This window comes from Rhizobium sp. 42MFCr.1 (assembly GCF_000377185.1).
Lineage (GTDB): Bacteria > Pseudomonadota > Alphaproteobacteria > Rhizobiales > Rhizobiaceae > Rhizobium > Rhizobium altiplani.
Window position 1 is genome coordinate 94,295 of sequence record NZ_KB897819.1, and the last position, 19,601, is coordinate 113,895.

The window sequence follows — 19,601 nt, forward strand, 5'->3', positions numbered from 1 at the left end:
GTGTTCGGCCTCTACGTCACCCATCCGCAGGTGAGGATCGACGCAGCGGTTCCCGTGCCGAAATGGGGGCTGTCGGAGATCGGCGCCGCACGCGCCCACAAGGCCGCCGAACGCCGCTGGGCAAAGCAGCTGCGCCGCATCGTTTCCAGCGACGAGACAAAGGCGATCGAGACTGCCGAGATCCTTGCAGCCGCAGCGGAGGTGACCGTCGAGATCGTCCACGACATGCATGAGAACGACCGCTCGGCGACCGGTTTCATGCCGCCCCCCGAGTTCGAGAAGGCGGCCGACTGGTTCTTTGCGCATCCCGAGGCGAGCTTCAAAGGCTGGGAGCGCGCGATCGACGCCCAACGGCGTATCGTTTCCGCCGTCACAGATATCCTCGCGTCGCACAATCCCGCCCTGCCCATCGCATTCGTCGGCCATGGAGGCGTCGGCACGCTGCTCAAGTGCCACCTTGAGGGCCGCCCGATCCGGCGTGATGGCGATCAACCGGGAGGCGGTGGCAATCTCTACTGTTTCAGCCTTGCGGATCGACGCCCGTCGTGCGACTGGACGCCTATCGAAGAGTGGCAGGGATGGATGTGAGATGGACGTACGCGAACGCCTGATCGTCGGGCTGGATGTTCCAACACTTGGCGAGGCCGAAAGGATCGTCCATACGCTCGGCGACGACGTCGTCTTCTTCAAGATCGGATATCAGCTGGCTTTTGCCGGCGGCCTGGAATTTGCGCGCGATCTTGCCAAGAGCGGCAAGAAGATCTTCCTTGACATGAAGCTGCTCGACATCGACAACACGGTTGCATCGGGTGTCGAGAACATCGTCAAGATGGGCATGTCGATGCTGACGCTGCATGCCTATCCGAAGGCGATGAAGGCCGCCGTCGAGGCCGCCAAGGGCTCCGACCTCTGCCTGCTCGGCGTGACCGTACTGACGTCGATGGACGAGCAGGACCTGGTCGCGGCCGGCTACGAATACGATCCGCATACGCTGGTTTTGCGCCGCGCCGAACAGGCCCACCTCGCCGGTATGGGCGGCATCGTCTGCTCAGCAGAGGAATCGGCGGCCGTGCGCAAGATCATCGGCCCCGATATGGCGCTGGTCACGCCGGGCATTCGCCCTGCCGGCGCCGACAAGGGCGACCAGAAGCGCGTGATGACGCCGGCTGACGCACTGAAGGCCGGCTCCAGCCATCTGGTCGTTGCCCGCCCGATCGTGAAGGCACCCGATCCCCGCGAAGCGGCTCGCGCAATCCTCGCCGAAATGTCGGCGGCCCTTTAATAACCTGACAAACAGGGAGGACCTGAAATGGCAAAGGCATATTGGATCGCACGCGTCGATGTTCGTGATGTCGAGCGCTACAAGGACTACGTCGCAGCAGGAAAGCTAGCCTTCGATAAGTATGGCGCCAACTTCCTCGCCCGGGGCGGCGCGATCACCGAGCTCGAGGGCAAGTCCCGCGCACGCAACGTTGTGATCGAGTTTCCCTCGATGCAGCACGCTGTCGATTGCTATAATTCGCCGGAATACCAGATCGCTGCGAAAATCCGCCAGGAAATCGCCGACGCCGAAATGGTCGTCGTCGAAGGCATCTAAGACGAGTTCTCAGCCGTGAGATCTGCGGCGCGATGACCCTTTTCGTCGGGTCGCGATTGGTCTAAGACGAAACCAGATCGACCACACAACCGAGCCTTTCGAGGAGCCTGTCATGACCCTTGCCAACCTGCCGCCACTCGTTACCGTGTTCGGAGGGTCCGGCTTCATCGGCAGGCACGTCGTCCGTGAACTCGCAAAGCGCGGATATCGCATCCGCGTCGCCGTTCGCCGCCCGGATCTCGCCGGCTTCCTGCAGCCGCTCGGCAATGTCGGCCAGATCTCCTTCGTTCAGGCAAACCTTCGCTACCGCAACTCCATCGACCGTGCCGTCGACGGAGCCGACTTTGTCGTGAACTGCGTCGGCATTCTGCACGAAGCCGGCCGCAATTCCTTCGAGGCGGTTCAGGAGTTTGGCGCACGTGCTGTCGCTGAAGCAGCTCGCGGCGTCGGCGCCAAGCTGATCCACATCTCGGCAATCGGCGCAAACGCGCACTCCGATTCAGCCTACGCCCGCACCAAGGGCCGCGCAGAGGCAGCGATCCACGCGATCAAGCCGGATGCCATCATCTACCGCCCGTCCGTCGTCTTCGGTCCCGAGGACAGCTTCTTCAACAAGTTTGCCGACATGGCGCGCATCGCGCCGGCGCTGCCGCTGGTCGGCGGCGGCAAGACGAAGTTCCAGCCGGTCTATGTCGTCGACGTGGCCGAAGCCGTGGCAAAGGCAGTCGAGGGCAAGGTGACCGCGGGCCAGGTTTACGAGCTTGGTGGCCCCGAGGTGCTGACCTTCCGCGAATGTCTCGAGGTCATGCTCAAGACAACCTGGCGCAAAAATCGTCTGGTTTCGCTTCCCTTTGGCATTGCCTCGCTCATCGGCAGCATCGCCTCGCTCATTCCGTTCGTCACACCGCCGATCACCTCCGACCAGGTGCGTCTGCTGAAGAAGGACAATGTCGTTTCGAAGGAAGCGGAAACCGAAGGCCGGACGCTGAAGGGTATCGGCGTCACACCGACGCTGGTGAACTCGGTCATCGGCTCTTACCTCGTGCAGTACCGTCCGCACGGGCAGTACACCGGATCGGGCAAGGCGGCCTGAGAGCTGCGACCTTCCCAAAGCAACACGCCGCTCGCGACCTTCACGGGCGGCGTTTCTCGTGGAAGGTTTTTTCAGAATCGCAGAAGTTGTGAACGCTTTTTTCCCTGTAGCAGACCGGCACTCGTTGCATAAAAGTCGCACGTAAAAATTAGCGGAATTAACACCAAATTTAGCAGGAACATTTATTGCTATTTGTCATTCCACTGACTACACACCCCGCGCGTTTCCCAATGGACTCAGCGCCTTGACGGCGCACTAACGACTTTTGAAAGGCTTTCTTCGATGGGTAGGTCAATCGCGCTCCTGTTTGCGTGTGCGGCGCTGGTTATTCTGGCAGGCTCCTTCATTGCGCCCGGATCGGTTGCAGCGGTGAAGGGTGAGTGCTCGCCGGCCTACGGTGTCGATCCCTGCGAGACCGGCTCGATCAGCCGATAATAAAAAACCGGCGCTCTTCACGCCGGTTTTTTTCTTGCCTTGCTTTCGGTAGTGGAACTGATCCGCATCCGCGCCACAAGGACTCGGATGCGTCGATCAAGTGCGTCTCAGGCGATCATGCCTAATGCCGCCATGCCGAGCAGGATAGCGCCGAGAATGATGCGATAGATTGCAAACACCGTAAACCGGTTGCTCCTGATGTAGGACAGCAGCCATTTCACGGCGATAAACGCAACAATCGTCGAGACGATGAAAGCGATGCCGAGGCTCGTCCAATCCTCGTTTGCAGCCCCGCCATCCTTGAACGTCTTCAGCAGTTCGTAGCCGCTTGCGGCATACATGGTCGGGATGCCGACCAGGAAGGCGAACTCGGTCGCGGCGGCGCGATTGCCGGTGCCGGCCAGCATGGCAACGAAAATCGTGGCGCCGGAGCGCGACGTTCCCGGGAAGACGCCGGCCACCACCTGGGCAATACCGACCAAGATGGCGACGAGCCAGGTAATCTCCTTGTGAGGCGGTCGACGAGCGGCGGCCCATTCGGCAAAGATCATCCAGATACCGCCGATGATCAGCGCCCAGGCAATCGGCGTCGCATTCTCCGGCAGTTGGAAGCCGAGCTTCTTGACGACCAGTCCGAGGATCGCCGTGATGAGAAACGCGACGATCAGCTTGGCCGCGTAAGTGCGATTGCGCGGATCACGCCAGCCCAGGACGAGATCCAGGAGGCGACGCCAGTAAATAATGGTGACGGCGAGAATCGCGCCCGCCTGAATGACGATGTTGAACATGTCCGACCGGTGGCCGAGCCATTGCTCAGCGATGATAAGGTGGCCGGTGCTCGAAATCGGCAGAAACTCGGTAATTCCCTCTATTATGCCTAGAATTATAGAGTTCACATAATCCATACATTCTCTCCGTGGAGTTTGGTCGGGCTTTGATTGGGGTTATGGCGTCCGGAAATGACGAAGGCAGGGCGGGAAAACAAAAATCCGTTTTTCGAGCACGCCCACCTCCTTTGTCAGGGAGTTGGCTACCCGACTCGCTTGTATTGAAAGGGCCAAGCTCCTATAGCTTCAACGAATAAGTCATGACTAGGGCGCTATGATCATCGCGCTCCCGCAACATGCCACACACCTCAAAAAATCCGAGAATCAATGCCCACGCTCTATCATCATCCCATGTCATCCGCATCACGCTTCGTTCGGCTGATCCTGACGGAGTACGGCTATCAGGCGGACCTGATCGAGGAGCAGACCTGGGAAAAGCGCCGGGATTTCCTCGCGCTCAACCCGGCCGGAACCTTGCCGGTTTATGTCGATGACAGCATGCGGGCGTTGTGCGGCGCGGCTGTGATCTCCGAGTATCTCGACGAGACGCACGGCGTGCTCAAGCGTGATCGCCGGCTCCTGGCGGAAGATCCATTCCAGCGCGCCGAGATTCGCCGGCTGACGGAATGGTTCATGCAGAAGATGGAAACAGACGTGACCAAGCCGCTCGCCCGCGAGCGGGTCTACAAGCTGCAGATGACGGCGGACCAGGGCGGCGGCGCGCCTGATTCCAAGATCCTCCGCACGGCGCGGGCGAATATCCGCCAGCACATGAAATATCTGGGCTGGCTTGCCGGCTCCCGACAGTGGCTGGCCGGCGACCGCATGAGTTATGCAGATCTCGCTGCTGCCTCGGCCGTTTCCATTCTCGACTATCTCGGTGAAATCGACTGGTCGGAAGCTCCTCTCGTCAAGGAGTGGTATCAGCGCCTGAAGTCGCGTCCATCCTTCCGGCCGTTGCTCACCGAGCGCGTGCGTGGCCTGACCCCGGTTTCGCACTACGCCGACCTGGATTTCTGACGAGGGCCTTCAATGGCCATGGAAAACAAGGACCAGAAACGCCGCGATACCCTCACCGCCTTCGTTCGGTCGGAGGCGAAGGCCTTGGGTTTCGACCTCTGTCGCATCACGCGACCCGACGCCATACCGGAAGCCAAGGAGCGGCTCGGCGAATTCATTGACGCCGGGCGGCATGGAACGATGGAGTGGATGGCGGAGACCCGCGACAGGCGCGGCGATCCACGCACGCTCTGGAGCGACGTCCGGTCGATCGTCGTCTTCGGCCTCAATTACGGACCGGATGAAGATCCGCGCGAGATTCTGACAAAACCCGACAAGGCTGCAATCTCGGTCTACGCGCGCAATCGCGACTATCACGACATCATCAAGGGGCGATTGAAGGAGATCGCAACACGCTTTGCGGCGCGCGCCGGGGCGGATGTGAAGGTCTTTGTCGACACGGCTCCGGTGATGGAAAAACCGCTCGCGGCAGCAGCCGGCCTCGGCTGGCAGGGCAAGCATACGAACCTCGTCAGCCGCGAGCACGGATCATGGCTTTTCCTCGGCTCGATGTTCACGACCGCGGATCTGAACATCGATGCGCCGGAGATTGACCACTGTGGCTCCTGCCGCGCCTGTCTCGATATCTGCCCGACGAAAGCCTTTCCCGGTCCCTACCAGATCGACGCACGGCGCTGCATCTCCTACCTGACCATCGAGCACAAGGGACCGATCGACCCGGCGTTGCGGTCCCAGATCGGCAACCGCATCTATGGCTGCGACGACTGTCTCGCCGCCTGTCCATGGAACAAATTTGCCCATGAGGCCTCCGAGATGAAGCTGCAGGCCCGGGAGGACTTGAAGGAGCCATCGATCGAGTATCTGCTCGGCCTCGATGATGCCGCCTTTCGCACATTCTTCAGCGGCTCGCCCGTCAAGCGTATCGGCCGCGATCGGTTCATCCGCAATGTGCTCATTGCCGCCGGCAATTCGAACGATCGCCGATTTGTCGAGCAGTGTCGGAAACTGTCAGAGGATCCCTCCCCGGTCGTACGCGGTATGGCAATTTGGGCCTTGTCGCGCCTTCTCGAGGCTGGCGAATTTTCTGCCTTTGCGGCACAAAGGCCAGATGAGTCGGATAGCGATGTCCTGAGTGAATGGCGCCTGGCGGGAGCAGTTTGATGCAAGTGATGATTTTCGGCTGCGGCTATTCGGGCACGGCGATCGCCAGGGCTTTCATGGCGGACGGCGCGCGTGTCTCCGGTACGACGCGCTCGGAAGACAAGGCAGCTGCCCTGCGTGGCCAGGGCATCGACGCTTTCGTGTTTGACGGAGACGCGCTGGACGAGAAATTGAGCGAGGCGATGCGGGGCGCGACCCATCTCGTCCAATCCATTGCGCCGCGCGATAATGGTGATGCGCTGATCAGGCTCGCTGGCGACCGTCTGAAGGAGATGATGCCCAAGCTCCAGTGGATCGGCTATCTCTCGACGGTCGGCGTCTATGGCGATCACAAGGGAAATTGGGTCACCGAAGAAATGCCCTGCACGCCGGTTTCCGGCCGCTCGAAGGAGCGGCTGGAAGCAGAAGACGGCTGGATGGCCATCGGCGCCGCCATCAATGTTCCGGCGGCGGTTCTCCGCCTCTCCGGTATCTACGGGCCAGGCCGCAATGCCCTTTGCAATCTGGAACGCGGTACCGCACGGCGATTGATCAAGAAGGATCAGGTTTTCAACCGGATCCGGGTTGAGGATATCGGCGCGGCGACGCGGTTCCTCGCCGACCGTGGGCTCGGCGGCATATATAATGTGACCGACGATCTGCCCGGCCCGCCTCAGGACGTCATCGTCGAAGCAGCCCGGCTGCTGGGCGTCGAGCCGCCGCCGGAGCAGCCCTTCGAAACTGCCGAGCTCACCCCGATGGCGCGGTCCTTCTACGGCGAGAACAAGCGGGTCTCGAACGCCAAGCTGAAGGCGGCGGGCTTTATCTTCGCCTTCCCGACCTATCCCGCCTCGCTCGCGCAGCTGATGCAGAGCAACAGCTGGCGAGGATAGCGACGCCTCAAATCGAGACGCCGAGCGCCGGCTCGGCCTTTACCCGTGCGAGCGGCGGGAATGCGAGGGCTATTGCGGCTGCGCCGAGCCCGACCAGAGCGGATCCGATGAAGAGCCACGAGTAGTTGTCAAAGGTGTCGAAGATCCATCCGCCGATAAGAGGACCGAAGGCCATCCCGAGGCTGGAGAGCATCGTCGCCGCGCCGAACACCGTACCGATGATGCGTGGCCCGAAATATTCTCGCGCCAGAACAGCATAGAGCGGCATCACGCCGCCATAGGCGCTGCCGAAGATAATGGCGAGGGCGTAGAATTCGCCGAGCCTGCTGACGAAGAGGTAGGTCGCAAGCGCAATCGCCTGGACGAGCAAACCGGCGACGAGGACCGGCTTCACCCCGACCCTGTCGGCCAGCCCGCCATAGAGAAGCCGGCCGCCGAGCCCCGCAAGTCCCTCGACGCTATAGATGCTGACGGCGGCCATTGGCGCTATGCCGCAGATCGTCGCGTAACTGACCATGTGAAAGATCGGACCGGAATGCGCAGCGCAGCAGGCGAAGAACGTCAGCCCCAACACAATGAATTGTGGCGATCGGAACACCCGCGAGAGCGAAGGCTGTTCCCCGCTTGTTGCAGTGGCGGTCGCGCCGTCCCCTGCCTCTGCCGGCGGGCGCCGAACCAGCAAGGCTGCCGGAAGCAGCAGGACCCAGGCAGTGATGCCGATCAGCAGCATCGCGGTTCGCCAATCATAGGCAGAAATGAGCCAGCGTGCGAAAGGTGAGATCGTCATGGGCGCGACACCCATGCCGGCAGAGACAAGGGAGACGGCGAGGCTGCGGTTCTCCTCGAACCACCCGGTCGTCGTCGCGATCATTGGCGCGAAGAAGGTGCTGGCGGCAAGCCCGACCAAAATCCCGTAGGTCAGCTGAAACTGCAGAAGCGATTCCGCGCGGCTTGCCAACACAAGGGCCAGGCCAAGGCCGGCAGCACCGATCAGAACGACAACCCGCGCGCCGAAGCGATCGCTCGCAGTGCCCCACAGGAAACCGCCAATCCCCATGACAATGAAATTAAGTGTCATCGCGCTCGCAATGCCAGCGTGCGACCAGCCGGTCTCGGTCGCGATTGGCTCCTGGAAGATTGCCAGGGAGAACATCGCGCCGAGTGCAACGCAGGTCATCAACGCCCCGGCAGCAACAACGATCCAACGATAAGGTATGCTCATGATTTCGCAGCCTCCCTGCCCAATTTGAACGAGGCGCGCACTGCTTGCGCGCTTGCAAGCTAAAGACGTTTGAATGTCACCGTTTTCGACACGCCCGGGGCGTTTTTATGCTATGCCGCAGCGACTTCCGTCGACTTGCATATCACGACTTGCCTGCGGGGCGAGAGCGGGCGGCAGACTTTTCGTCTTGCGATTGTATTTGTCGATCATAAATAGCGCGGTTTCAGGGTAGGAAATTTCTACTTCCTCCATTCGGCGCATATAATATAGCGCCTGATTATGGTTAACGGCCTCTGAATTTGCGCAAATGAGGCACTAATTATGGCAATCGCGCAAAATTATTTTCGTTAATTTTGTGATCTTTGGTTGCGTGGATCAGGCCTTGCAAAAAACGTTCTAATTTTACTTGATTTCATTATCTTTTTTCCCAATCATTCGATTTTCTGTGGCGCACATGCCGCGCATCTAGCCATCACGTATATTACACTTTGTATTATTCCGTGATAATTGGGGGCACTTTTTCGCCACACTTGGCCGGATTCAACCCTCCCACCGCCCACAAGGCGTGAGTTCAACAATTGAGGGGACAATTCGTTTTGAAGAAAATCTGCCGTTCTGTCATCGCCGCAGCAACAATTGCAGCTTGCTCTACTATCCTTCCCGTTGAAGGATTTGCTGCAAATGGTTGCGGTGGCGCTTCATGGTACGCACTTCGCTCCAAAACCGCCTCCGGGGAACGTATGAACCCGACCATCAATACTGCAGCACATCGTTCGCTGGCATTTGGCACGAAGCTGAAAGTTACCAACAGCAAAAACGGACGCAGCGTCGTCGTCCGCGTCAATGATCGTGGCCCATTCATTCGCGGCCGCGTCCTCGATCTCTCCCGCGCTGCCGCCCAGAACATTGGCATGGTCAGCAGTGGCACGGCAAAGGTCTGCTACGAAGTCATAGGCTAAGCGTTCGCCCGTACACGAACGGGTCGCTTGCTCTTGCCGCCAATCGCGTCTACGACGCGGTCTAGACTTGTGTACTATCCGCTGCGTCTGTCGCGCTTCCTGCGGATTGTTCACAAGCCCGGTATTTTGATCCAGGCGATAGGAGCTGTTTGAATGCGGTTGGGCGGTCGGCTCGAAGGGGCGATTTCGGTTCTTGCAGATATCGATGCCCGCAGACGGCCTGTCGCCGACGCATTGAAGGACTGGGGTCTTGCCCATCGGTTTGCCGGATCGGGCGATCGCGCCGCGATCGGCAATATCGTCTACGATGCCCTTCGCATGCGCCTCTCCCACGCCTGGCTGATGGACGATGACAGCGCATCCGCTCTCGCCCACGCCGTGATGTTCCGGCAATGGGGTTTCACGCCAGAAAGCCTCGCCGCGGAACTCGCAGACGACAAGTTCGCACCAAGCCCGCTTTCGCAAGCTCAGCTTTCCGCTTTCAACAGCCGCCAGCTGGCCCACGCGCCCGCTCACATCCAGGGCGATATTCCCGAATGGGTCCAGCCCTCGTTTGAAAGCGCCTTCGGCGATCACTGGATCGTCGAGGCGCAGGCCCTCGCCGGGCGTCCGACCCTCGATCTGCGCGCCAACATCCTGAAGGCGACCCGCGACAAGACAGTCAAGGCGCTCGAAAGAGCCGGCGCACAAGAGGCGGCGATCGCGCGTTACGGCATCCGGATTCCCGCCGGCGAAGGCGCCTCAAGGCTGCCAAACGTGACCGCCGAGCTTTCGTTCCAGAAAGGCTGGTTCGAAGTGCAGGACGAGGGGTCGCAGATCGTTGCCGATCTCGTGCTCCCAAAAGACGGCGAACAGGTTCTCGACTACTGTGCCGGTGGTGGCGGCAAGACGCTCGCCATGTCGGCGGCGATGCACAACAAGGGCCAGGTTCACGCCTATGATGCCGACCGCAAGCGGCTCGCGCCGATCATCGAACGGCTGAAGCGTGCCGGAACGCGCAATGTCCAGGTGCACGATGACGCCAAGGCTCTGAAGAGCCTGAGCGATCGCTGCGACAAGGTGCTCGTCGATGCGCCATGCACGGGAACCGGGACCTGGCGGCGGCGGCCCGACACCAAGTGGCGCCTGACCGCGAAGAACCTCGACGAGCGCACGACCCAGCAGCAGGACGCGCTCAAGCAGGCGAGCGCCTTTGTCCGTCCGGGCGGAGAACTGATCTACGTGACCTGCTCGGTGCTGCCGCAGGAAAACGAGGCGCAGGTCCGGCGTTTCACCGCAGAAAACGGCGACTACGAGATTGTCAGCGCCCTGCCTGCGTGGGATGGACTATTCGGAAAGGACAGCCCACGTCCTCGTTCGTCCGACGGCAAGACCATCACGCTGACACCCGCCTCCACCGATACGGACGGTTTCTTCTTCTGCCGCATGCAGAGGAAAGGCTGAGCCCTCGCTCAGCCGGCAGACTTCTGACAAAGCCGTCAACTCAATTGATTTTCTGGGGGCGAGATACCCATCGCCGTCATACCGGCCTCGAACCGGTATCCAGCGCGATCAAGTCCTTGATCGCGAAAAACTCTTCAGCCCCGCAGACGCGCGGCGGGCTGGATTCCGGCTCAAGGCCGGAATGACGGAGAAGCAGGGGGTGTCAAAACAACAAGAGGTTCGTCAGACCGCGCGAATACACTTAAAATCATTCCAAACTAGAGTGTTTGACACCAGTTTGCTTTTGGGCGAAGAGATTTTTCGTCGGACCTCAGACGGAAAGTCCGCACAGGAGAGGATCATGAAACTCAACAAGAATTTCCGCGCAGCCGTGGCGCTGGCGCTGGCCCCAGCCGCTCTGCTGGCCATTCCCGCTTACGCGGCCCCGGATGCTGCTGCAGTTGTAAAACACTACGCCGACGTTGCGCATGCCAAATACGAAGACTCGCTGACGACGGCCAAGGCCCTCGACGCGGCAATCGACGCCCTGCTCAAGGACCCGACCGACAAGACATTGAAGGCTGCCCGCGCCGCGTGGATCAAGGCACGCATCCCTTACCAGCAGACGGAAGTCTATCGCTTCGGCAACCCGATCGTTGACGACTGGGAAGGCAAGGTCAACGCCTGGCCCCTCGACGAAGGCCTGATCGATTACGTCGATGCGTCCTACGGCACCGAGAGCGACGAGAACGCGCTCTACGTCGCCAATGTCATCGCCAACAAGACGATCAAGATCGACGGCAAGGATGTCGACGCGTCCAAGCTGACTCCTGAATTCCTGTCCGGCACGCTGGCCGAAGCCGGCGGCATCGAAGCCAACGTCGCAACGGGCTATCATGCCATCGAATTCCTGCTCTGGGGCCAGGACCTGAACGGCACCGGTCCCGGAGCTGGCAACCGCCCTGCCACGGACTACGACCTGAAGAATTGCACGCACGGCAATTGCGATCGCCGTGCCGAATATCTGAAGTCCGCCTCGACGCTGCTGGTCTCCGACCTTCAGGAAATGACCAACAACTGGGCTCCGGAGGGCGAAGCCACCAAGCATGTCGAAGCCGATCCGAAAGCCGGTCTCGTTGCCATTCTGACCGGAATGGGCTCCCTCTCCTACGGTGAACTGGCCGGCGAGCGCATGAAGCTCGGCCTGCTGCTGCACGATCCGGAAGAAGAGCATGATTGCTTCTCGGACAACACCTTCAATTCGCACCTCAACGACGCGATCGGCATCGCCGCTGCCTACACGGGCGACTACACCCGCGTCGACGGCACGAAGATGAAGGGACCGTCGCTGCACGATCTCGTCGCAGCCAAGGACGAGAAGCTCGACAAGGAAATGCGGGCCAAACTCGACGCGACGCTCAAGGCAATGAATGTCATGGCGAAGCGCGGTCTGAACGTCGAGAAGTACGACCAGATGATCGGCGAAGGCAACAAGAAGGGCAACGCCGTCGTTCAGGCCGCCATCGACGGTCTCGTCGACCAGACCAAGACGGTGCAGCGCGTTATTGCCGCACTCGATCTCGGCACGGTGAAGCTTGAAGGTTCCGACAGCTTGGATAATCCTGGCGCGGTCTTCCAATAAGTGAAAAGGCGGGCCGCTTCGTTCGACGCAGCGGCCCGAAACTCTCGAATGCCTCCCAGACCGGCTCGTCGTCTTCTCAGTTGCGCAGCATTTTGCGCCGCGATTGCCGGATTCTCCGTTGCGCTGGCATCCGGGTTCGATCTTCCGACGAAACGACGCGACCTTTCCGACGCGGATATGAAGCGCGTCGCCGATGTCACGCGGCCGACCACGGATTTTTCCAAGGCCGAGCAATACGAAGCGATGCAGGCCGGCGGCGCCACCTCCATCGATCCGGTCACGCAGGATTCCTTTTCGCATATCTCGGCGACAATCCCCTTTGAAGAAGAACAGCCGTTCCGGCTCGGAAATGCCCTTTTCAAGAAGCTCTGGGTCTCCGCCCCTTCCTCGACGCAGGCCTCAGATGGTCTGGGGCCACTCTTCAATGCCCGCTCCTGCATGAGTTGCCACTTGAACGACGGCCGCGGCAAGCCGCCGGAAGGTGGCGTCAGTGCCACCTCGATGTTCCTGCGCCTGTCGCGCCCGGCGACAACGCCTGATGAGCAGCGGGCGATTGCCAGCGCCGAAGTCGTCAATTTCCCGGACCCAATCTACGGCCACCAGTTGCAGGATCTTGCGGTTCCAGGGCTTCCCTCAGAGGGCAAGATGGCTATCCGCTACACCGAGGAGCCCGTGACGCTCGGCGACGGCGAGACCATCTCGCTCCGCCGTCCGACATACGAAGTGACCGACCTCGGCTATGGGCCACTCGACCCAACAACGACGATCTCGCCGCGCGTTGCGCCGGCGATGATCGGGCTCGGGCTGATCGAGGCCATCCCTGAAGCGGACATCCTTGCCCACGCCGATCCGGACGATGCGGACGGCGACGGCATCCACGGCAAGGCGGCCATCATACGCGACCATCGCACCGGCAAAGTTGCGCTCGGGCGCTTCGGTTGGAAGGCACAGAATGCGAGCGTGCGCGACCAGAGCGCGGATGCCTTCTCCAATGACATTGGCATTTCGACGCCGGACCGAGCCGACCCGCATGGCGATTGCACAGAAGCCGAAGCCAAGTGCGGGAAGATGCCGACCGGCGTGCAGAAGCGCCTTGGCAAGGAGGAGGCCCCCGGCCCGATCCTCGACCTCGTCACCTTCTATTCGGCCAACCTTGCCGTTCCTGCCCGCCGCAAGGCGAGCTTCCCCGCGACTCTTCAGGGCAAGAAAATCTTCTACCAAAGCGGCTGCATTTCCTGCCACATGCCGAAGTTCGTCACGCGGCGCGACAGCGCCGACAAGGCTCAAGCCTTCCAGCTGATCTGGCCCTATTCCGACTTCCTGCTGCACGACATGGGCGAGGGTCTCGCGGACGGACAACAAGTCGGGAGCGCGAACGGACGTGAATGGCGCACGCCGCCGCTATGGGGTATAGGTCTGACCCAGACTGTCAGCGGGCACAGCTTTTTCCTCCACGACGGCCGCGCCAGAAATCTCACCGAAGCGATTCTCTGGCATGGCGGCGAGGCTGAAAAGGCGCGTGACGCTTTCGCATCCCTGCCCGGGGATGACCGGCAGGCACTGATTACATTCCTGGAGTCCCTTTGATGCGCCTTTGGCAACCTCTTGTCCTCTCCCTTGTCCTTGCTACTTCTGCCTTCGCCCAGACTCCTCCCGCACCGCAAGCCGGTCTGAACGAGGAGGCGGTCTCCGGAGTCATGCAGCGGGCGGTCGATGAGGTGATCCGCCCAGGCTATCGCAATGCCCAGCAATCGGCAGCACGCCTGACAACGGCGATGAAGGACCTCTGCGAGGACGCGACGCAGCAGAAGCTGGACAAGGCGCGGTCAGCACTCGACGACATGATCCGCTATTGGTCGGTCATTGAGATTGTTCAGACTGGACCAGTGATCCAGGACAATCTCTTCGAGCACATCCTGTTCTACCCCGATCGCAAGGGCGTCGCCCTGAAGCAGGTTCAGGCTCTGATCGCCAAAGCCGATCCCAAGGATACGACTGTCGATGCAATCGCCGGCAAGAGCGTCGCGCTGCAGGGGCTGACTGCGCTCGAATACGTGCTCCACGGCACCGGTTCGGAAGACCTGACGACGCAGAAGAACAGCTTCCGATGCCTCTACGGCGCTGCGATTGCCGGTAACATCCAGCGTGAGGCGGGCGAGGTCGTCGCGGCCTGGGAAAAGCCCGATGGCGTGCAGGGAAGCTGGAAGCATCCCGGCCCGCAAAGCGAAGACTTCATGGACAACAAGGAGGCCATAACCGCTCTGCTCGGCATCCTCGTTCATGGCGCGGAGACCGTTCGCGATCAGCGGCTCGAGCAGTTCTACAAGGGCAAGGACGCCACGCCTCGTCCACGCATGGCGATCTACTGGCGCTCCGGGAACACCTGGAAGTCGATGACGGCCAACGTCGAGGGACTTCGCACACTCTGGCAAAAAGCCGGCATGGCCGAGCTCTTGCCAGCCGACAAGAAGCCGATCGCCGACACGATCGATGCCAATTTGAAGTCGCTGCTTGAGGCGTTGCAGAAGCTCAACCCCGATATCGAAGTTGCAACAAGCGACGCCGAGAGGGCAAAGCTTGATGCTCTTCTGGTCAGCACGCGTGAGCTGATCACCAAGATCAGCGATGACTATGGCGCGGCAATCGGCCTTTCAGCGGGCTTCTCCTTCTCGGACGGCGACTGAACCCATGTGGAATAGCTCCGCGATCGATCGGCGCAGTTTCGTCAAGGCGGCCGGGCTGACTTTCCTGGCTGCCCTACAGCCGCGAGCGCTCATGGCACTTGAGCGCGCGGATGCGATCTATGCGTCAGGGATGCGGACCGCGAACGGATCCTACGCCGTTGCGACGGTCACGGAGCGCGGCGAGATCGTCGATCAAATCGCCCTTCCGGCACGCGCCCATGGCATGGCCTTCAGCAACGCGACGGGAAAAACCGTCGCCTTTGCGCGCCGCCCCGGCACCTATGCGATGATCTTCGATCCCCGCGGCAAAAACGAGCCGATCACCATTGCAGCCGCCGAGGGGCGCCATTTCTATGGCCATGGCGCCTTCTCGCCGGACGGCCGGATTCTCTATGCCAGCGAGAACGCCTTCGACGCCAACCGCGGCATGATCGGCCTCTACGATGCAACCGGGCGTTTTGAGCGCATAGGAGAGTTCGAGACCTACGGTGTCGGTCCGCATGACATGACCGTGTCCGACGACGGGCGCATGCTGATCGTTGCCAATGGCGGCATTGAAACGCATCCGGATTTCGGCCGCGCCAAGCTCAACCTCTCCAATATGCAGCCTTCGCTGACGCTGATCGATGCGGCAACCGGAGCCCTAATCGAAAAGCACTCCCTCCCATCGCAGTGGGTGCAGCTCTCCACCCGACACGTCGATGTCGACGCGAGGGGCCGCATCTGGTTTGCCTGCCAGTATGAAGGGCACCGCAACGACCTGCCGCCGCTCGTCGGCTCCTTTGCCAAAGGCGAAGACCTGCGCTTCGTCGATCTGCCGGAGGAGACGACACGCCGGCTTGCCAACTATGTCGGCGCGATCGCAATCAATCGCGGTGAAGGGCTCGTCGGCGTCACGTCTCCCAAGGGCGGCGCGTCCGTGACGATCGATGCGAAGAGCGGACGCGTGCTTCGTGAAGAGATTGTGCCGGATGCGGCAGGGATTGCCGCAGCCAAGGCCGGCTTTGCCGTGTCATCCTATGAAGGCGGATTTTTGTCGACGCAGAGCGACGTTACCTGGGACCAGCATATCGTGCGCATTGCGGCCGTCTAAATTGTGCGCAAAAGATCGCTAGCGATCTGGCTGGAGAGTCCAGCCGCCCTATTTCCGGCGAATGAGCAAAGCCCTGACCTACGTCGTCTTCGTCGCCATCGCACTCGGCGGGGGGCTCGCCATCGGCGTCAACAATCTGCCGGAGGAATGGTATCAATCTCTCGCCAAGCCGCCGTTCAATCCACCTGATTGGATATTCGGACCTGTCTGGCTCACCCTCTATGTTTTGATTGGTATTGCCGGGGCACGGACGTGGTTGCGCGGGCATTTGTCTGTCGGCATGCTTATCTGGGCCTGGCAGATGGTGCTGAACTTTCTATGGTCGCCGTTCTTCTTCGGCCTGCGAATGCTGTCGGCCTCGCTCGTCGTCATTGTGCTGTTGCTCGGACTGATCCTCGCCTTTGCCGCAAACCGCTGGAATTCGGATCGGACCGCCGCCCTGCTCTTCGTGCCCTATGCAGCCTGGGTTGGCTTCGCGACCTTGCTCAACGCCGCGATCGTCTATTTGAACTAGCGATCAGCGAGAAAATCGAGCACGCGCCGTTCGAGAACGGCTGCCGCCGCTGGATCGAAGGCGGCGAGCGACCGATCGGAAAAAAGATGCGCGTCCCCCCGATAGAGGAAAAGCCTGACATCCGACGACTCGGCAACCAACGCCTTCGCCGCCTCGATATCACCGTCTCCAACGAAGAACGGGTCGGCGTCCATGGCATGGATCTCAGCCCGCAAGCCTTTCGGCCAGGCCGAGCCGAATTCCGAACGCGGCAAGCAGGCGTGAAGGAAGATCGCACCCCGCGCACCGGCACGCGTCTGAGCCAGATATTGTGCCGGGAGCACTCCCAGGGAAAACCCGACATAGACGAGATCGGCTGCAAGGCCATCCACGGCGCGGGCTCCACGCTGAATGATCTCGCCGAAGCCGGTCTCCTGGGCGTGCTGCACGCCCTGCTCCAGCGTGTCGAACGTCCGGCCGGCAACCAGGTCAGGCGTATGTACGACGTGCCCGGCGGCCCGCAGATCGCCAGCAAAAGCGATGACGCCTCGCGTCAATCCAAGCGCGTGGTGAAACAGCACAACCTCTGCCATGGCGAACCTCCCGGTTGTTTCGCGCGGGCGAGACGAGCAGCACCTCAGTCCGATCTGGCGACCCAGTCGTGCCAGTCGGCTTCGCTGCCGTGGAACACATTCAGGTCAATGCGGCCATCAACGCCGTGCGAGATGCCGGAGCCCGAATACTGCCAGAATACCCACCGGCGTCCGGGATAAACCTTCGACGGGTGGGCTGCAACCGAACGCAGCCAGAAGGGATAGTTCAGGAAGGCGCCCTTGAGGTTGTCGCGATAGAAGTCCGGCGCGGTGTAGATGATCGGCCGCTGGCCATAGTGCTGCTCGAGCTTGTCCATGAAGACCTGCATCTTCTCACGGACCTTCTCGGGCGAGACCCGCCGCTTGCAGCTCGACTCGCCGTTCCATTCGACGTCGATGACCGGTGGCAGAGCCCCGGCTTCGCGGGGAACGTTGCGGATGAACCAGTCCGCCTGTTCGCCCGCCGTGCGGCACCAATAGAAGAAGTGATAGGCGCCCCGCCTCATCCCAGCTTGCTTGGCGTCGCGCCAGTTCTTCCGGAACATCGGATCGAGATGGTCACCGCCGTCGGTCGCCTTGATGTAGACGAAATTCGCACCCTGCGTTCTCAGCTTGTCCCAGTCGATGTCGCCCTGCCAGCGCGAAACGTCGACGCCATGGACGGCAAGCTTTCTGGGCGAGGAAGAGCCGAAATTGATCGGTTTGACGTCGCGGAAACGATGACTGTAGATCCGCGAACGTGTGCGCGGCGTCTCGTCAATTTCGGGCGCTGCGGGCGTCAGGACGGCTGGCACTGCCGTTGCCATCGGCCTTTCCGACGGCACGGGAGCGGTGGCCACTCCGGCCTGTTGTGTGAAGGCTTGCGGCTGAGACGCCGGGCCGGCCCAGGCCAATTCCTCCTGTTGCGGCGCGGCTGGCGTTGGCGCCTCTGCGACATCAGGTGAGGGAACAGGGCTCGCCGGCATGACGCTGGCCGGCACGGGCGCGATTGGGCGTGCGACCGAGCTGGTCGTCTCCCGCGACGGGATTCCCGCGACGAGGCTGTCCGGTCCCAAACTGGACGTGCAGCCCGACAAGGCGAGACAAGCAAGGAAGAAAGCTGGCGCAGCCAATAGACGCATAAGAACCCGCACGCAAAACAATTGTCGACGACAGATTCGCTGCCGCCAGGGACCCATCGAAAAGCAATGGCTAACGGAGATTTACCAAAAAAGACTGAATCCAATCTTTACGCCCGGCACTTGCATGCGCGTCAGACAAGCGACCGCATGGCACGGGAGCACTCTGCCAACAGATTTCCGGGAAGCGCTTGTCTGATGCGGCGCAGCATGCCACTTTCGCGATCGCAAGAAAGGCGCGATGATGACCGACAACGACAGCGGCGATTTCCACGAGCGAATCCGCCAGAACTTTACCCGCCAGGCGGCGTTGCATACGCTCGGCGCCGAACTGACCCGCGTCGGGCGGGGGTTGGTGGAGATCGAACTGCCTTTCGACGTCAAGCTCACCCAGCAGCACGGAATTCTGCATGCCGGCGTGATCTCCGCTGCCCTCGATTCCGCTTGCGGCTTGGCGGCCTACAGCGTCATCGACGCCGAGGCGTCCGTTCTGACGATCGAATTCAAGGTCAACCTGCTGTCGCCAGGCCGTGGCGATCGCTTCCTCTTCAGGGGCGAAATCACCAAGCCGGGATCGAACATCATCGTTGCGGACGGGCGCGGCTATGCGATCGGCGACGGACCGGCAAAGCTGATCGCTTCCATGACAAGCACCATGATGATCATCCGTGGCAGAGAGGGCATTTCGGGATGAAGTTTGAGCTGAAATCGGTCGCCGGCAAATCCATTCTCTTCGTGATGGCGGCGGAGGCCGAGTACGGTCCGTTCCTACGCTCCCGCTTCGAGCCGCTGATGACGGGGGTCGGTCCCGTCGAGGCGGCAATCGTCCTCACCCGGGCGCTGGCGCAATTAGCGCAGGCCGATGAGTTGCCCGACCTCGTCGTTTCGCTCGGCTCGGCGGGCTCGGCAAAGCTCGAGCAGACCGAGGTCTATCAGGCCACCTCCGTATCCTATCGCGACATGGATGCATCGCCACTCGGTTTCGAGAAGGGGCGCACGCCGTTCCTCGATCTCCCTGCCACCATCGACCTGCCGCTTAGAATCCCAGGCATTCCGGAGGCAAGCCTGTCGACCGGCGGCAACGTCGTGTCCGGGCAGGCCTATAATGGTATAGCCGCCGATATGGTCGACATGGAGACCTTCGCAATCCTGCGCACCTGCCAGGCTTACGAACTGCCGCTGATCGGCCTGCGCGGGATTTCCGACGGTGTCGAAGAGTTGCAGCACATTTCCGGCTGGACAGAATACCTGCATGTCATCGACCGCAAGCTTTCCTATGCCGTCGACAGCCTGTTTACGGCTCTGGAAGACGGCGTATTCTGGTTCTAACCCCTGCGGGATAGGGACAATCAGCACAATAAAATCCTCGG

At 61.1% G+C, this 19,601-nt stretch carries 21 protein-coding genes; 17 read left to right on the forward strand and 4 right to left on the reverse strand.

Going from position 1 to position 19,601, the window contains the following annotated elements; translation table 11 throughout:
• From C934_RS0102785 to C934_RS35020, 5 genes are all read left to right on the forward strand, one after another.
• A complete protein-coding gene (locus C934_RS0102785) occupies positions 1-588 on the forward strand; it encodes a histidine phosphatase family protein (RefSeq protein WP_018855184.1) in 588 nt (195 codons plus the stop codon).
• A gap of 1 nt (position 589) precedes the next feature.
• Complete coding sequence (pyrF, locus tag C934_RS0102790) at positions 590-1,282, forward strand: orotidine-5'-phosphate decarboxylase (protein ID WP_018855185.1); 693 nt, start codon at positions 590-592, stop codon at positions 1,280-1,282.
• Positions 1,283-1,309: 27 nt separating this feature from the next.
• On the forward strand, positions 1,310-1,597 hold the full coding sequence (locus C934_RS0102795; RefSeq protein WP_018855186.1) for a DUF1330 domain-containing protein: 288 nt from the start codon (positions 1,310-1,312) through the stop codon (positions 1,595-1,597).
• 112 nt (positions 1,598-1,709) lie between these two features.
• Entirely contained in the window at positions 1,710-2,690 is a 981-nt protein-coding gene (locus tag C934_RS0102800) for a complex I NDUFA9 subunit family protein (RefSeq protein ID WP_018855187.1), read from the forward strand.
• 282 nt (positions 2,691-2,972) lie between these two features.
• On the forward strand, positions 2,973-3,125 hold the full coding sequence (locus C934_RS35020; RefSeq protein ID WP_007799501.1) for a hypothetical protein: 153 nt from the start codon (positions 2,973-2,975) through the stop codon (positions 3,123-3,125).
• Between the two features lie 107 nt (positions 3,126-3,232).
• Here the strand turns inward: C934_RS35020 and C934_RS0102810 are convergent, their stop codons facing one another.
• Entirely contained in the window at positions 3,233-4,030 is a 798-nt protein-coding gene (locus C934_RS0102810) for an undecaprenyl-diphosphate phosphatase (protein WP_018116837.1), read from the reverse strand.
• 249 nt (positions 4,031-4,279) lie between these two features.
• Between C934_RS0102810 and C934_RS0102815 the strand changes: the two genes are divergently transcribed.
• Genes C934_RS0102815 through C934_RS0102825 form a run of 3 tightly spaced genes read left to right on the forward strand, consistent with a single transcriptional unit; the run spans position 4,280 to position 7,005 of the window.
• A complete protein-coding gene (locus C934_RS0102815) occupies positions 4,280-4,972 on the forward strand; it encodes a glutathione S-transferase family protein (RefSeq protein WP_018116838.1) in 693 nt (230 codons plus the stop codon).
• Between the two features lie 12 nt (positions 4,973-4,984).
• Entirely contained in the window at positions 4,985-6,133 is a 1,149-nt protein-coding gene (gene queG, locus C934_RS0102820; RefSeq protein WP_018855188.1) for a tRNA epoxyqueuosine(34) reductase QueG, read from the forward strand.
• Complete coding sequence (locus C934_RS0102825) at positions 6,133-7,005, forward strand: SDR family oxidoreductase (protein WP_018855189.1); 873 nt, start codon at positions 6,133-6,135, stop codon at positions 7,003-7,005. The genes queG and C934_RS0102825 overlap by 1 nt, the downstream gene beginning before the upstream one ends.
• A gap of 7 nt (positions 7,006-7,012) precedes the next feature.
• On the opposite strand, the gene C934_RS0102830 is transcribed toward C934_RS0102825, so the two are convergent.
• On the reverse strand, positions 7,013-8,227 hold the full coding sequence (locus C934_RS0102830; RefSeq protein WP_018855190.1) for an MFS transporter: 1,215 nt from the start codon (positions 8,225-8,227) through the stop codon (positions 7,013-7,015).
• A 596-nt stretch (positions 8,228-8,823) separates the two neighbouring features.
• On the opposite strand from C934_RS0102830, the gene C934_RS0102835 reads away from it, so the two are divergent.
• The 7 genes from C934_RS0102835 (at position 8,824) to C934_RS0102865 (ending at position 16,541) form a co-directional block, all read left to right on the forward strand.
• The gene (locus C934_RS0102835; protein WP_018116842.1) at positions 8,824-9,186 is read left to right on the forward strand and encodes a septal ring lytic transglycosylase RlpA family protein; all 363 of its coding nucleotides are present in this window, start codon (positions 8,824-8,826) and stop codon (positions 9,184-9,186) included.
• Positions 9,187-9,339: 153 nt separating this feature from the next.
• Entirely contained in the window at positions 9,340-10,629 is a 1,290-nt protein-coding gene (locus tag C934_RS0102840; protein WP_018855191.1) for an RsmB/NOP family class I SAM-dependent RNA methyltransferase, read from the forward strand.
• Positions 10,630-10,969: 340 nt separating this feature from the next.
• On the forward strand, positions 10,970-12,250 hold the full coding sequence (locus C934_RS0102845; protein WP_018855192.1) for an imelysin family protein: 1,281 nt from the start codon (positions 10,970-10,972) through the stop codon (positions 12,248-12,250).
• Positions 12,251-12,298: 48 nt separating this feature from the next.
• Positions 12,299-13,837, forward strand: coding sequence for a di-heme oxidoreductase family protein (locus C934_RS0102850; RefSeq protein ID WP_018855193.1), 1,539 nt, complete (start codon positions 12,299-12,301; stop codon positions 13,835-13,837).
• Positions 13,837-14,934, forward strand: a complete 1,098-nt coding sequence (locus tag C934_RS0102855; protein ID WP_018855194.1) for an imelysin family protein — start codon at positions 13,837-13,839, stop codon at positions 14,932-14,934. The genes C934_RS0102850 and C934_RS0102855 overlap by 1 nt, the downstream gene beginning before the upstream one ends.
• 4 nt (positions 14,935-14,938) lie before the next feature.
• Positions 14,939-16,027, forward strand: coding sequence for a DUF1513 domain-containing protein (locus C934_RS0102860; protein ID WP_018855195.1), 1,089 nt, complete (start codon positions 14,939-14,941; stop codon positions 16,025-16,027).
• 61 nt (positions 16,028-16,088) lie between these two features.
• Positions 16,089-16,541, forward strand: a complete 453-nt coding sequence (locus tag C934_RS0102865) for a TspO/MBR family protein (protein ID WP_018855196.1) — start codon at positions 16,089-16,091, stop codon at positions 16,539-16,541.
• Here C934_RS0102865 and C934_RS0102870 read toward each other — a convergent pair.
• Entirely contained in the window at positions 16,538-17,113 is a 576-nt protein-coding gene (locus tag C934_RS0102870; protein ID WP_018855197.1) for a dienelactone hydrolase family protein, read from the reverse strand. The two genes, C934_RS0102865 and C934_RS0102870, sit on opposite strands and share 4 nt — an antisense overlap.
• Before the next feature lie 44 nt (positions 17,114-17,157).
• Positions 17,158-18,234 carry a glycoside hydrolase family 25 protein gene (locus C934_RS0102875; RefSeq protein ID WP_026371520.1) on the reverse strand — a complete coding sequence of 359 codons (1,077 nt, stop codon included), beginning with the start codon at positions 18,232-18,234 and terminating at the stop codon, positions 17,158-17,160.
• Positions 18,235-18,475: 241 nt separating this feature from the next.
• Between C934_RS0102875 and C934_RS0102880 the strand changes: the two genes are divergently transcribed.
• Together C934_RS0102880 and C934_RS0102885 are read left to right on the forward strand one after the other, a co-directional pair.
• Complete coding sequence (locus tag C934_RS0102880; protein WP_025658634.1) at positions 18,476-18,925, forward strand: PaaI family thioesterase; 450 nt, start codon at positions 18,476-18,478, stop codon at positions 18,923-18,925.
• Positions 18,922-19,560: a 5'-methylthioadenosine/S-adenosylhomocysteine nucleosidase gene (locus C934_RS0102885; protein ID WP_018855200.1), complete on the forward strand. Its 639-nt coding sequence runs from the start codon at positions 18,922-18,924 to the stop codon at positions 19,558-19,560. The genes C934_RS0102880 and C934_RS0102885 overlap by 4 nt, the downstream gene beginning before the upstream one ends.
• Positions 19,561-19,601: the final 41 nt, after the last annotated feature.

Excerpts from the sequence above, each read along its gene's own strand:
- C934_RS0102880 (WP_025658634.1), top strand. The coding sequence starts at position 18,476 with ATGACCGACAACGACAGCGGCGATTTCCACGAGCGAATCCGCCAGAAC.
- C934_RS0102795 (WP_018855186.1), top strand. The coding sequence starts at position 1,310 with ATGGCAAAGGCATATTGGATCGCACGCGTCGATGTTCGTGATGTCGAG.
- C934_RS0102865 (WP_018855196.1), top strand. The coding sequence starts at position 16,089 with ATGAGCAAAGCCCTGACCTACGTCGTCTTCGTCGCCATCGCACTCGGC.
- pyrF (WP_018855185.1), top strand. The coding sequence starts at position 590 with ATGGACGTACGCGAACGCCTGATCGTCGGGCTGGATGTTCCAACACTT.
- C934_RS0102855 (WP_018855194.1), top strand. The coding sequence starts at position 13,837 with ATGCGCCTTTGGCAACCTCTTGTCCTCTCCCTTGTCCTTGCTACTTCT.
- C934_RS0102860 (WP_018855195.1), top strand. The coding sequence starts at position 14,939 with ATGTGGAATAGCTCCGCGATCGATCGGCGCAGTTTCGTCAAGGCGGCC.
- C934_RS0102850 (WP_018855193.1), top strand. The coding sequence starts at position 12,299 with ATGCCTCCCAGACCGGCTCGTCGTCTTCTCAGTTGCGCAGCATTTTGC.
- C934_RS0102810 (WP_018116837.1), bottom strand. The coding sequence starts at position 4,030 with ATGGATTATGTGAACTCTATAATTCTAGGCATAATAGAGGGAATTACC.
- C934_RS0102875 (WP_026371520.1), bottom strand. The coding sequence starts at position 18,234 with ATGCGTCTATTGGCTGCGCCAGCTTTCTTCCTTGCTTGTCTCGCCTTG.
- C934_RS0102825 (WP_018855189.1), top strand. The coding sequence starts at position 6,133 with ATGCAAGTGATGATTTTCGGCTGCGGCTATTCGGGCACGGCGATCGCC.
- C934_RS0102870 (WP_018855197.1), bottom strand. The coding sequence starts at position 17,113 with ATGGCAGAGGTTGTGCTGTTTCACCACGCGCTTGGATTGACGCGAGGC.
- C934_RS0102845 (WP_018855192.1), top strand. The coding sequence starts at position 10,970 with ATGAAACTCAACAAGAATTTCCGCGCAGCCGTGGCGCTGGCGCTGGCC.
- C934_RS0102840 (WP_018855191.1), top strand. The coding sequence starts at position 9,340 with ATGCGGTTGGGCGGTCGGCTCGAAGGGGCGATTTCGGTTCTTGCAGAT.
- C934_RS0102815 (WP_018116838.1), top strand. The coding sequence starts at position 4,280 with ATGCCCACGCTCTATCATCATCCCATGTCATCCGCATCACGCTTCGTT.
- C934_RS0102800 (WP_018855187.1), top strand. The coding sequence starts at position 1,710 with ATGACCCTTGCCAACCTGCCGCCACTCGTTACCGTGTTCGGAGGGTCC.
- C934_RS35020 (WP_007799501.1), top strand. The coding sequence starts at position 2,973 with ATGGGTAGGTCAATCGCGCTCCTGTTTGCGTGTGCGGCGCTGGTTATT.
- C934_RS0102885 (WP_018855200.1), top strand. The coding sequence starts at position 18,922 with ATGAAGTTTGAGCTGAAATCGGTCGCCGGCAAATCCATTCTCTTCGTG.
- queG (WP_018855188.1), top strand. The coding sequence starts at position 4,985 with ATGGCCATGGAAAACAAGGACCAGAAACGCCGCGATACCCTCACCGCC.
- C934_RS0102830 (WP_018855190.1), bottom strand. The coding sequence starts at position 8,227 with ATGAGCATACCTTATCGTTGGATCGTTGTTGCTGCCGGGGCGTTGATG.